The sequence below is a fragment of the Paenibacillus sp. Y5S-9 genome (assembly GCF_036894235.1).
Lineage (GTDB): Bacteria > Bacillota > Bacilli > Paenibacillales > Paenibacillaceae > Paenibacillus.
Window position 1 is genome coordinate 2,056,217 of sequence record NZ_CP145887.1, and the last position, 13,405, is coordinate 2,069,621.

7 protein-coding genes are annotated in these 13,405 nt (G+C 39.9%); all 7 read left to right on the forward strand.

Annotated elements, in window-relative coordinates; genetic code table 11:
- The first annotated feature begins 120 nt into the window (after positions 1 to 120).
- The 7 genes from V6669_RS09220 (at position 121) to V6669_RS09250 (ending at position 13,398) form a co-directional block, all read left to right on the forward strand.
- Entirely contained in the window at positions 121 to 603 is a 483-nt protein-coding gene (locus tag V6669_RS09220) for a hypothetical protein (protein WP_338593101.1), read from the forward strand.
- Complete coding sequence (locus tag V6669_RS09225) at positions 603 to 1,319, forward strand: hypothetical protein (RefSeq protein WP_338593103.1); 717 nt, start codon at positions 603 to 605, stop codon at positions 1,317 to 1,319. Before V6669_RS09220 ends, V6669_RS09225 begins: the two co-directional genes overlap by 1 nt.
- Before the next feature lie 55 nt (positions 1,320 to 1,374).
- On the forward strand, positions 1,375 to 2,118 hold the full coding sequence (locus V6669_RS09230; RefSeq protein WP_338593105.1) for a hypothetical protein: 744 nt from the start codon (positions 1,375 to 1,377) through the stop codon (positions 2,116 to 2,118).
- A 255-nt stretch (positions 2,119 to 2,373) separates the two neighbouring features.
- Positions 2,374 to 2,856, forward strand: coding sequence for a hypothetical protein (locus tag V6669_RS09235; RefSeq protein WP_338593108.1), 483 nt, complete (start codon positions 2,374 to 2,376; stop codon positions 2,854 to 2,856).
- Between the two features lie 29 nt (positions 2,857 to 2,885).
- Positions 2,886 to 3,296 (forward strand): hypothetical protein, encoded by a 411-nt coding sequence (locus V6669_RS09240; RefSeq protein ID WP_264929884.1) that lies wholly within the window; start codon positions 2,886 to 2,888, stop codon positions 3,294 to 3,296.
- A gap of 50 nt (positions 3,297 to 3,346) precedes the next feature.
- Positions 3,347 to 9,895 (forward strand): phage tail tape measure protein, encoded by a 6,549-nt coding sequence (locus V6669_RS09245; RefSeq protein WP_338593115.1) that lies wholly within the window; start codon positions 3,347 to 3,349, stop codon positions 9,893 to 9,895.
- 134 nt (positions 9,896 to 10,029) lie between these two features.
- Positions 10,030 to 13,398 carry a phage tail spike protein gene (locus V6669_RS09250; RefSeq protein WP_338593118.1) on the forward strand — a complete coding sequence of 1,123 codons (3,369 nt, stop codon included), beginning with the start codon at positions 10,030 to 10,032 and terminating at the stop codon, positions 13,396 to 13,398.
- The last annotated feature ends 7 nt before the right edge of the window (positions 13,399 to 13,405 follow it).

Here is a 13,405-nt window from a genome sequence, read left to right on the forward strand (position 1 = left end):
AGTTACCATTTATGTAGAAGGGGGACGTCAATTGGAAATGAATCCTAGTTGTTCTGCCAAAAGTTATTTTAAGCAGACACAAGTCAGGGCTGCTCCATTACTCAAAAAAGAAGGTGCTGTATGGTTCGATCCACATTCATTCAATTAAGTAGCACGAGAGAAAAGATTATTGACAAGTTGCTGACGTCAAAGGATCTGATGAAGGCTGTTGCTTATGATACAGCGGACTATCTAGAACAATCCATTGTAGCTGATCCGAAACAATACATATACAAACGGATTTTCCCGCACCGGTGCAATCCCGATGAAAATGAAGATGTACTGAAAACTGTAGTTTCTATCTCACTTGAGAATATTTTACCTGTTCAGCATCAGTATAAAGCAGGAATTCTATGTTTTAATGTGTACACTCATCGTCAGCTATGTCAGTCCAATAGTGAGCTGTTACGCACGGATTTTATTATCAGTAAAATTGATGAACTTTTCGCCAGGAATCAAGATTTAGGCTTGGGACGATTGGAGTTTTATAAGATGGATGTTCTGGATATAAACTCTAACTACTATGGGGATAGCATTGCCTATCGCATGCTGGATTTTGCTTGATGAATGTACAGTACATCAAATTAAGAACGCTGGCTAACAAACCCATCGTATTTCAAGGTCTTAATATTTTTCCCAAGTCACTGGATGAAATCGTTGAAGAAGGATATGAGAACTTTAATGAAAAGCTAAATCTGGTCAGTCTTAGGATAGAGGATATTTATCCATCCCTTTCACTGAAAGAGTATGATGGTACGTTGATCGAACTACTATTATACAGCAGGAACGAAAGCTTGGTTGCTACTTATCTGAATGCCTTTCATTATTTTCTTAACGTTGCAATTCAATTCAATTATTCGGATTCATGTATTATGGCTGGTGACATCGGCTTGTCCTATTCGGATCTGGAACATATCGTCAAAATTATTCAGATTCAACATTGTGTAGTGACTAAACAGGATGATGATTTCAATCCACTCAATGAGCGAGCAAGTGCATTAAGAGAAAAGATGCTTGCACGGAAACGCAGAGTGCGTGAATTAAAAGAAAGTTCATCGTCGGAGGATGCTTTAACTTTTACCGATTTGATATCCATCTTGAGTTCTAACGCCAATGGAATCAACATTCTTAATGTATTTGATCTGAATTTCTTTCAATTCAATGATCAGTTTAATCGTATGAAGCTATTGGATGATTATGAAGTTAACATTCAGGCTTTATTGCATGGGGCCGATTCCAAAAGTATTAAGTTAAAACATTGGATTTCTCCATTAAATTAACAAGCAGATTTACCAATCAAATTAAACTATATAAAACTATCGGAGGTATTTTTTTATGAGCAGATATGGATCACGTGAAATTTTGGATGTAGTATTGAAAGATGTTAAGACTGGGGAACCGGTTGTTTATTTGGAAAGTTTGACGACATCGTCGATGGAGTTTGCTGGACAGACCGTATATGCACGTGGTGGAAAAGGGCATCCGAAGCTAATTGGCTGGGATTCTGAGAAAGATGTAACCATGACAATGGAAGATGCGTTGATCTCTAAAGAATCCCTCGCTGTTCTTACAGGATCTAAATTTGTAAAAGGAACCAAACCTGTGCATAAAAAAGAGGTTCTTGAAGTGAGTAAAACAGGAGAAATCAAACTTAGTCATGCCCCACTTACATCCAAGTTGGCGCATTTCTTCAAAACATCAAACGGATCATCTATGGATGCCAAACTTACTGCCTCTCCTATTACAGGTACTACTGTGACATTTACAGAATCCACTCTCAATGAGGGAGATAAAGTTATTGCTGATTATTACTATGCAGCGCCAGATACTACGCAAAGTATGACGGTTGCTTCGGATGTGTTCCCAGGAACGTACCTTCTTGAAGGTACGACGAATTGGAAGAATGAAGATGGCTTCGACGTAGAGGCTGTGTACACTATTCCTAAACTGAAAGTAATGCCTGGATTCTCGATTGGGATGGCATCAACGGGCGATCCGCAACCATTTACATTTACTTGTGAAGTGCTGAAGGATACTCATTCCAAAGCGATGGTTGTTATCGACGTATTGGAAGACTAAAATTTAGGTGCAAGGATGGGGCTGGACCAACTATTGGTTCAGTCCTTTTCTGTGTTTATCCGAAGTAGCTTGAGCATTTTACAGAATTATATCACCTCGTCATATGCTTGAAATGTTGCGTGTCTTCATTCATGATCATGCGGCTTTTTCTATGTTTCGCCTGATATCATTAATAATTTGCTCAAGTACAGAGCCGTAATATCAGGAAGTTCTTATTTTAATCGGACCCTTAAATCAGAATCAGGAGTGATCATATTGACTACGACAAAAACAAAAAAATTAACGGCAGCAGCTCTAAGTACGCTAGATGCAAAAAACAATCAGCGCAAAATGATTTATGTAACAGACCATCAATATGAAGTCCAGATTCACACCTTTTTTCGGAAATCGCTAATTGATAATGTCAACACCAATTATTTATCTCTAATTGATCAACTTAGACAGAAAACAGATGTTACGGATCAAGTCATCAAAGATACAGTTGGGTTATATAACACACTTCTTCTAAAAGAATTCTCGGATCTTCCGATTCCTAGAAAGCTGGATGTGGAAAAACTCATCAAGGTAACCAACATGTTGTTAGATAACGGAATTATGGAAGAAGTACTGACACAGTTCCCGGATGTGGAACTTAGAAAGCTTGAAGAACAGTTCAAGGCATTGCAAGAGAAAATGGCAACAATGGTATCCGAGTTGGCTATGACACGTGCACAACAGTCAACAGACGAGACTATTTAACGAAATACATCTATAAAAGGAGAGTACTCATGTTAGTGTTTTTGAAAGCAAATTTGGAAAAACACATTGTATTCCTTCACCAGCTCAAGCTGGAAGCCAAGGAAAGCCGTATACGGACTCGGTTTAAAAAACTATTGGTTGAACACTATCAGCAGTTTCATGAAGAAATGGAAGAGCTGAAGGAGCAACACATGTTAAAGAACGAAGACGGCAGTTTTGTCTTAAGAAATGGCAACATGGTGCCACGAGATTCACTAACACTTCAAACAGAGCTGCAGGAGCTGCTGGAAGAGCAAGTGATGATCGAGTCCACTGCTGAACGTATGCCAATGTTACAAGCGATGTACCGAATCCTGCAGAGTTGTTCATTGCAGTTGGAGGGAGAAACAGCGGATGTCTACGACCAACTGTGCGAACAGTTCGAACAATACGCAGAATAGGGGCAATTCGTTGAATTGCTTCTTTTTGTCATAAGAGGAGTGATTAATGAATGCAGAATGAACTGGATTTAAATATAGATACCAATCAAATGATTACAGATTTGAATAAAGCTCTTCGAGAACTTTCAAATAAAATGAGCAAACTTGAGGTCAAAGTTGATTTTGATCAAAGTTTTGTACAAGGAATGAACTCTTATGCAGAGGGCATGAACAGATTGAATCGTACCATGGTTCAGAATCAATTGATGATGCAGAGTTCACTAGATGAATATAAACGAATTCAGACGATTCAAGAACGTCAGCGTCATATGACCGATGCTGAGACAGCAGCTTATGAGAAACAACGCAAATCCATTAAACGTCTGGAACAAGATCTAGAAGGCTATACAGTGACCAAGAGTAAAGCAAACAAAAATCAATTGGGTGAAATTACCGGCTACTCTAAAACATATAAAAATGATGCAGGTCAACTTCTTACCGTGAATACCAATAACGACGGTGAAGTAAGAAATTACGATAAAGTGATGGAGCGTGTAGGTCAACAGCAACGTCTCCTTAATCAACAAAACCGCTTGAACCAGCAACGCGAAATCATTCTCAGTGAAGAACAGGCCACGCGCAGAGCTTTGGAACAGCAAACAAGCCGAAACAACGAGTCCAAAGATCGAGCACATCAGCAAGCACTGCAACAGAATGCAAAAATGGATACAAATCTGCGTAATTCCATTAAGGAAACAGAAGAAAGAATTGCTCAGGCAAGTCAAAAATACAGTTTGAATGGAACAGTATCCAATGGGTTAAGATCTTTAAGCAATGAAATGCTGACACTTAACTCATCCATGTCTACGGTTGGTTATAAAGCATCTGCGGAGCATTTAGCTCGAGTCAACGAGCAGCTTAAAGCAACTACGCGCTCGTCTTCTGCAGCAGGCGGAGAAATCAAAACCTTGGGTGAAGTTATGCAGGGTGCCTCAACCATGGCTGGGGGATGGATGAGAAATGTAACCTCATTGATTCAGCCCATGGATGTCTTAAGAAAAGCAGTTCAGTCCATCATTCAAATGGATGGTCAGATGAATCAGTTAGGACGAACAATAGGGAAGTCATTCAACGAAGAGCGAATGTTGGATGGTAGTATCAATATTGCTCAATCTACGGGACGTAGCATGTCTGAGGTAAACGGGAATTTAATCGGCTTTGCCAATCAGGGATTTAACGAGTCAGATACACTAAGTCTTGGGAAAGCTGCAAGTGTGCTTCAGAATATATCCAACTTGACGCCAGGTGATTCGGTCAATACACTTACTGGCGCAATGGCTTCATTTAACATCGAAGCTAATAAGAGTATGGGAATTGCAGATAAGCTCAAGGAGGTTAGTGGGAACTACGGTGTTTCAAGTAAGGATCTGGCATTATCCTTAACTTCAGCTGGCGCAGCAGCAAAATCCTTTGGAGTTTCGATTGAGGAGCTACTGGGAAATACAGCAGCTATTAGCAGTATTACTCGGGAAAGTGGGGATGTCGTCGGACGAGGACTGAAGGCGATATATACTAGAGTTGGCTCGGATGAACAATCTGCCGGGGCTCTACAATCCGTAGGGATCTCCAAAGCTGACAAAGATGTGATCACGGTACTGGATGAACTGGCGGGGAAATGGAATCAGTTAACGAAAGCTCAGCAGCAAAATACGGCTTTCAGCTTGGCAGGACAAGATCAGACAACAACGTTTACTGCGTTGATGCAGAATTGGCAAATATCAGTGAATGCATCGGAATCAGCCCTTCATTCCCAAGGGGCGGCAATGAAAGATAATGAGCAATATATGGGTTCACTCGGTGCACGAATTCAAAATATGCAGACCGCTTGGGAGTCACTCACACTTGCGCTGGGTAACGCATTGGTATCAGACAGCATTATCACCATTACTTCACTTGTTACCGGTTTACTGAACTGGATGGCACAACTAAATAGCAGCTTTGCATTATTTGGTCTCTTAGGCATGGCCGTAGGTTTGTTAAGCGCTTCTTTACGAATTTTGGTAGTGGAGATTGCGAAGGCCGTTCTTGGTTTAATGGGAATTCCTGCTGCAACCATTGCTGCGAGTGCGGGTACCAAAGCGTTAAGTATGAGTCTTACTATATTAAAAAATTCTTTTAAGGCATTACTAGCTAGCACTGGTGTAGGACTTGTATTTGCACTGATCGGTACCGGTTTAGAGTGGTTAATGAATAAGTTCTCAAACGCGACTCAAGCCACCGAGGATTTTTCTGATCAAACAGAAGCGTTGAATCAGAAGGTATACGATCTCAATGGTTTGAAGTCTTTGTCAGCAGAGTATGAGGAACTTTCCAACCAGGCATCGCTTAATTATGAAGAAAAAACAAGGCTTGCTCAACTTGAAAGCGAGTTGTCTACCAGATACGGAATTACAACTCAGTCACTCAATGGTCAGACCAAATCTCTGAGTGAGAATACAGAAGCAATTAAAGGGAAAATCGAACAACTTGAGACAGAAATTGAGAACGAAAGATTCAAGGCTGAATTGGCATATAACAAACAGTCACGGGATATTGAGGGAAGATTAGCTGGTAATAAAGAAAAAATTAACGATAAAGAGAATTTAGTAGAGACAATTGATGTTAATTACAAAAAACAACTTAAATTGTTGAATTATTATAATCAAATAGGACCAGAGAATTATAGTAAACCTGATTACGATCAAACGGTGTACAACGTGGAATTTGGTGCCAAAAAATTCGAAAGTGAGAAAGCGAAACTTGATAAATTAAACGAAGAATTCCAAAAAGATATCAATATTAAATCTGATGCAATCAAAGGAGCTTATCAGAGCTACATAGATCTACAAGAAGCAGAAGGGACCGAGGTTAAGGCCTCAACCCGGAAGTTTGTCGATATCTATGTTGAAATGGCAGCACAGAGTGAAGCTACAGCTTTTCAGATTAAAGACGATGCAAAAGAAATATTCAATGCCCTCCAGAATCAAGAATTTAAAACACCTGAAGAAGCAATGACATTTCTACAGCAGTTGCCTAACGTTGGTGATATGACTATAGATACGTTAAATAAAGTTAATCAAGCAATCGCGGAGATTAATTTAGCACCGTTAGAGGAACCTATCAAGGTAAATACCGATTTAAGTAAATTCACCAGTGAGGTCAATAGTGTTACCTCAGAGATTGGCAAATTGAATTCTGTTATTCATGACCTATCCAAAGGACAGTCTTTGTCTGCAGATGAGATGAATGCATTAATTCTGAAATATCCCGAACTTGCTAAGCATGTGAAACAAACCAAAGATGGCTATACAATTGAGAAATCAGCCTTGGAGAGCTTGAAGAAAACAAAAGTAGATTATATTAAAACGTTAGGGGTGCTTTCACAGCAGGAATTGGTCAATAATAACCAAGCACTCGTGGCTAAATTGAGAGCTTGGGGCATCGAGATTGACGCTCTCACGACACTTGCAAAATTAAATGCTGCCAAAGCTCAGGTAAGGTTAACACTTGCTGCAGACGTTAAAGTTGAAGATTACACAGAAAAGGGAATAGAAAATCAAGCAGTACTAAATCAGTCCGAAAAGGAGCTTCAGAAACTTATAGCTCCTTTTAATGAACTTTTGGAACGTTCTTTTGATGCAAGGGCTAGTATAAATAAGTTAACTGATTCAGTAGATTTATTGGGTATTAGTAATGAGAAAAACGCGGGGTCCTCTGATAAGGCTACAAACTCCGCCAAACAAGCCAATAACACGTATACAGAAACCACGGAGGTTCTGACCGAACTCCAGAAACAAATTCAAGGTGTAGATAAATCCTTGGATGATCTGCACAATAGACAAAAGCACATGGAAACCAGTTCAGCTGCATATCGAAAATCTCTGATGGAAGAAAACTCACTGATGGAGAAAAAGATAAACCTCCTGAAGAAAGGCGTTCAGAATCCTGAGAAGTTGATATCTACCAAGATAAAAACAACTAAGGAATCAGATGATATTGCTTCTGAGAACGTTCCTACTACAATGAATTCATCAGGGAGTTACTCAGGTAAGTATGCAAACTACATTAACAAATATGCTGAGCAATACAATGTTGACCCAAAATTGATAGCAGCTATCATACAAACAGAGAGCAATTTCAAGCCTACTACAAAGTCTCCAGCAGGGGCGGCAGGGTTAATGCAATTAATGCCTCCTACGGCTAAGGAACAAGGGGTGAAAGATAGTTTTGATCCTGAGCAGAATATCAAAGGGGGCACCAAGTACTTTAAGTTTCTCTTGGATAGATACAAAGGGAACGTTGAGCATGCTCTAGCTGCGTATAATGCAGGGCTAGGGAATGTTGATGAATGGATCAAAAATGGAAATATGGATAAAATTCCATTTAAAGAGACCTATGATTACGTTCCAAAAGTATTAAATAACTATGACACCCTTAAGGGGAAGGCACCTAAGGTCGCTGCGCCTTCAACAAAAAAGAGTGGCGGAAGTACTTCTGAAATAATACCAGCAACGTCAGAAGAAAAGAAAAAGGCAGAAGAAGCAGGAAACAAGGAGATTAATGAACTCCTAAATCTACAAATCGATAATCGGTACAAGCTAATCGATTCCTGGGCTGAATATTACGAATTGGCAATCGATAAAGTACAGACAAAGATCGCAAAATCTACAAGTAAACAATCCATGTTATACATTAATTCTGATGAATGGCGCAAAGAAGAACAATCACAAATTAGTTATGTTGGTCAACAAATTAAATTGAGAGAGCAAGAGATAGCCAAGATTAAGCAACTGCTTAAAGATAAGAAAATAACTTCAGAAACGTATAATAAGCAAATTGCAGACCTGGAATCAAATAACGTAGGGGATGAATCTCAAATTTATGCTAAAAGAGAGAAAGTGATAGATTCATATATCGGAAGTTATAATGACAAGCTTTCGGAACAAGATCATCTAGTTTCTCTTTCAAATGCAAAATTGAAGACCATGACCGAAGGATCAGCAGAATATAATAAGGAACTTGCAAGCCAGATTCCTATTCTACAAGAGAAAAACCGTATCACAGAAGCAGAGATTAAATATGTAGAGCATCTGCTTTCAGGGGGCAAATTAAACGCTGATCAGACCGTTAAATATACTAAAACGCTGAAAGATTTAAACATAGCGCTAATAGACAACAATTCAGCTATGAGTGACGTAAATGAGAGATTAAAAGCCTTGCGTGAAAATGCCGCAGACAAAATTATTGAAGATTTCAAAAAAGTCATTGAGCAGCAGCGCGACTTTGCTATCGATGCCATTGATGAGCAGCGGAAAGCTGAAGACGAACGTCATAAAGAGCGAAATAAACATCTGGATGATGAGCAGAAGAAGTTCGAAACGCACATTAATGCACGGATAAAAGCACTGGATCGTGAAAATTCTTCTGTCGATTATGAGGAAGAGTTGACCAAGAAAAAGAACGAACGTCAGAAAATTGTGGACAAACTTAACGTTTTATCTTTGGATAACTCCATGGAGGCTAAGGCAAAACGAAAAGATCTGACAGAGCAACTCTCAACCGTAGATGAAGAAATCGCTAAGTACGAACGTGATCGTGAGAGAGAGCTTGTTAAGCAGGGACTACAGGACCAACTTGATGATCATAAGAACTACACAGATAAGCTAAAAGAAGAAGATAGCGATCTTCATGAGACAACGCTAGCTAATCTGGATGATGAGAAGAAGAAAACAGAACGTTACTACAAGGACATCCTTGAGGACCAAAAGTATTTTTATGATTTGAAGCAAGGATTGATGAGTAACGATGCTGCAGTCGTCAGTGCAAAATTAACCGAAATAGGAGACAGGTATAACGAATTATTTGCTAGCATTAAGCAGCATGCATTTGAAACCTCTCAAGAAATGCAGAACATGACGTACAACTTTCAGCAATCGATGGAAGGCATAGGGAAATTTAAAGCAGGAGACTATTCATCATCCCATTCAGGATCACAGGGTAACAATAATAGTGGAACAACCAATGAATTTAAAATTCAAGGCACGATGGAAACGAGAAAAGCGTGGACACATTATCTGAGTAATAAGGATCAAGCTGAAAAAATCCGAAAAGAAATGTCTTTATATAATACAGACTCTTATAAATATCAGAAACTGGAGAAGGAATTCAAAAAACTGCAAGAGGAGAACCAGGGATACCGGGATAAATATAAATTTCCTGACAATAGCTTCGCAGAACTGGCTAAGCTAAATATCTTCTCTGCGAATACTGGTGGTATGACTCCGTCGTTTGCAGGAGGAAAATTCCTGCTTGCCCATGAGAAAGAGTTGATTCTGAATCAATCGGACACATCCAATCTTCTGAAGATTGTAGATGTTGTTCGGGGGATCACAGATCGAATCAAAACTGGTCTTGATTTCAGCACATTTAAATTTTCTGAGAATAGAGTTGCCGGAAATACAGATAACCGAATCCAGATTGATAAAGTTGAAATTATGGCTAAAGATAACGATACCGGAATGAACTTGCTTGGGAAATTCGAAGAAGCGTTGAATAATAAATTAAAGTGGAGAACCATTTAGGGGAGGGCAGAAGCCCTTCCTTTTTATATTTGAGAAAGGAGTGAAGCCATATGCCAGGTGTTATAGATTATCTTAGAAAACCTATACAGCCCCAATATTTTTTAGCAAAGCCGAATCGGGAGATCATTAGCAAAATGAGTGAGATTTGCCATGACTCCATGAGTGTACGATTAAATGATGTTAGCGAGTTATCGTTCTCTATACCGTACCAACTGGATATTGCCCATGTCTTGCACAGAAACAAAAATGTAGATCTGATCAAAGAACGATATTTAATAAAAATGGTGCAGGGTACCAAGATAGAGTGGTTTACGGTAAATAGCCTAGGGGATGATCTGGGTGATGCGGACATGCTAAACGTCCGTTGTTACTCTCTAGCCAGGGAATTGTCAGACAAGCGTATCCATAGTTATCTTGCAGAATCGTATCATGCAGAACAAGTGTTGACGGAACTGCTGGCCAACACGCTTTGGAACATTGATTATCTGGATGCCGATTTTAAATTAAGTTACAGGACATTCGATTTTTCATCTAACAGTGCGCTTGAGGCTGTATTCTCGGTAGCAGAGACATATAACGCGATTGTTCATTTTAATACAGAAAAACGACTAATCAGTATGACCAAGCCAGAACTGACTGGAATTAATCGAGGACTCACCGTGGGTTATGGGAAATTGTTAAAAAGCATGAATCGAGAGACAAGTGCTGAGGAAATGGTTACGAGATTATATGCCAGCGGCAGAGATGGTTTAGGAATTCAGAAAGTGAATCCTACAGGACAGAATTATATTGAGAATTTTGGCTACTGGTTGTATCCGTTTGAACGCGATTCTTCTCGTAAAGTCATTACCTCAAGTCTTTGGATGTCTGATGGACTGTGTCATGCTTTACTTGATTACAATAACCTAGTTGAGTCTAACAAGGAGAAGTTCAATCAGTATCTGGCTCAGCTTCAACAGTATGAAAAGGATCTGATTCCACTACAGATTGATCTGAACAAGTTACAAAACGACGAGGCTGTATTGGAGGAAGTAACACTTTCCCAACAGTTTGCTGATAAAATGTTTTTTGAAAAATATACTCATTCGGGCAACTCATCTCGAACGTTTCAACTTAATTCAGATTATGCATATGCTGTCATGATACGACTTGAGCCTGCTGCTGGAGTATCCATTTCAGTGAATGGAACATGGGTCAATGCTGTATCTGGAAAATGGACGATGCTAACCAGATCTAAGGGAACTGATTCGGTTACGGTAAGTTTAAACGGGGGTGCAGCAAGTTGTTTCATTCAGGTAAACACAATAAGCCTGGTTGAGTACGAAACCTCTTCCAATGAAACTGTCATTGTGGATCGATATAGTTTGGATCAGAAAAAGAACCAGATCTCCCTGAAAGAGGTCGAAATTTCAAACCTGAATAGCAAGATTATAGCGGTGAAGCATCAAATTACACAGCTACAGACCTTATTAACGGCTGAGAACAACTTTTCCTCAGAGCAACTACAGGAGCTCAACTACTTTGTTATTGAACGAGAATTTAATGAAGACAAGTACATTGATGAAAAGGATCTGTATGAGGCAGCTCTTGAAAAATTCAGGGAACTACAGGTGCCACAACTTTCTGTGGATATAGATATAGTTAACTTTCTGGAGATTGTGGAGGAACAGCTTAATTGGGATAAACTCAATCTTGGGGATTATGTCAATGTGAAATATGAATCAGTTGGTATTGGTGTGACCGCCCGTATCAGTGAGATTCAATATAACTATGATTCGTCTTCCATCAGTCTAACATTATCCAATATCAAAAATGTAAATGATGAGTCTACCCGAATCGAGAAGTTTCTAAATGAAACCAAGAATACCTCGATCATTGTTGATGCCAATAAGACAAAATGGGGTCAAGCTGTCGTTGATTCATCCGATATGAGCAAGCTGTTCGACCGATTTTGGAATAAGGTTACGAATGAAATTAATATGTCCATTAACAACACAGTGGATATGAACAACAAGGGGATTACTATTACCGATCCGGATGATCCATTACGTTTTCTACGTTTGACAAACGGTGCACTGGGCCTTACACGATCCGGGGGGCTGAGATACGAAACAGCCATTACGGCAGATGGACTGATTGCTGAAATGGTGCTAGGCAAGATCATTCTGGGGCAGCGGGTTGTAATAGGAGATACAACAGGTGTGTTTACTATCGAGGGGTCCAGATTGATGATTGATGACCGTTGTGGACGTGAAGTTGTGAAGCTCGGATTGCTCACGGAGCAACCGGATCGTTTTGGATTTTTCCTGAATCGGTACGGTTCATCTAACTGTAATGATACGACCAAAGTTAATCGGGTTTCTATGACAGCAGATGAAGGATTCATCATCGAACGTTTTCGTAACGGGATTGCAGACAAAACATTCGGTACTTCGCTTGATGGTGATCTGTTTGTCAAAGCTGGCGTGGATGATCAGGTCTTTACAATTGATAAAAATGGTTTGGCTCTCGGGTCCAGTGTATGGGCGAGGGCTCCTTTTCATGCGGATTATTACGGTAATGTCTGGATGAATAAACTGTATGCAGATTCAGCAGAGATTCAAAACTCTTTGTTCAAAGATGGCCAGATCGAAGGATCATCATTAACCTTGCGAGATGGGGCCGGTGTGATGAAAATGTTCCCATTGAAAGGATTCTGGGCAGGCGCAGAAGAGTTTGAAGATGCTGTTGCATCCATTGCCATGGACGGTACTGCCAAATTCAAAAAGCTGAAGATAACGGATAATCAAAATACGCTGTTGATTGATTCGGAGCAACGTAAGATATTCATGAATCAATGGGACATTGTAGGTGCGGGAGCGATCGATGCAGAACTGATCGCTGCAACGATGGTTACGGCAGAGGATGGTTTCATAAGTTCAATCGTGTCTGGGAAAGTTTCGACTTTGACGCGGGCAGCAGTACAAGGATGGTCCAACTACATCAAGATTGAAGGGAAAGAGTTAACCTTTCTGACGAGTATGGTTGAGGCAGGAACGGGTACACATAAGGCATTATCGGATGGACGTAGGTTATATTGGCGTAATGCCAGTCAATCTGGTGAAATGACAACGGATGTAACCAGCTGGCCAGTGATGGTCTATGGAATGACAGACAAGACCAAAATGAAGCTGTATTTTGAAGGAGATGGACAGACAGCCTATCCGATTATAAGTATGGGTGAGGGAGACGCAAGGCAATATGGCAAAGGTCTAATAACCAAACCCAACGGGTCCCTCGAACTGTTATATTCGGCACAATCCAATGGAAGAGGAAGAAGTCTGAAATTCATGGATGACAAAGTGATTATGGAGTCTGAATCCGGACCAGTTGAAGTAAGCGGTAAAGAAATTATTTTCAAAACAGAAGCCGGTTCAACCATTCATATGAAAAACGATGGTGATATTGAAATCAAAGCTAATCGCAATATTAAAATTAACGGCCAACGTATAGACCTGAATTAACAGTTGA

Excerpts from the sequence above, each read along its gene's own strand:
- V6669_RS09220 (WP_338593101.1), top strand. The coding sequence starts at position 121 with ATGGTTCGATCCACATTCATTCAATTAAGTAGCACGAGAGAAAAGATT.
- V6669_RS09225 (WP_338593103.1), top strand. The coding sequence starts at position 603 with ATGAATGTACAGTACATCAAATTAAGAACGCTGGCTAACAAACCCATC.
- V6669_RS09230 (WP_338593105.1), top strand. The coding sequence starts at position 1,375 with ATGAGCAGATATGGATCACGTGAAATTTTGGATGTAGTATTGAAAGAT.
- V6669_RS09240 (WP_264929884.1), top strand. The coding sequence starts at position 2,886 with ATGTTAGTGTTTTTGAAAGCAAATTTGGAAAAACACATTGTATTCCTT.
- V6669_RS09245 (WP_338593115.1), top strand. The coding sequence starts at position 3,347 with ATGCAGAATGAACTGGATTTAAATATAGATACCAATCAAATGATTACA.
- V6669_RS09250 (WP_338593118.1), top strand. The coding sequence starts at position 10,030 with ATGAGTGAGATTTGCCATGACTCCATGAGTGTACGATTAAATGATGTT.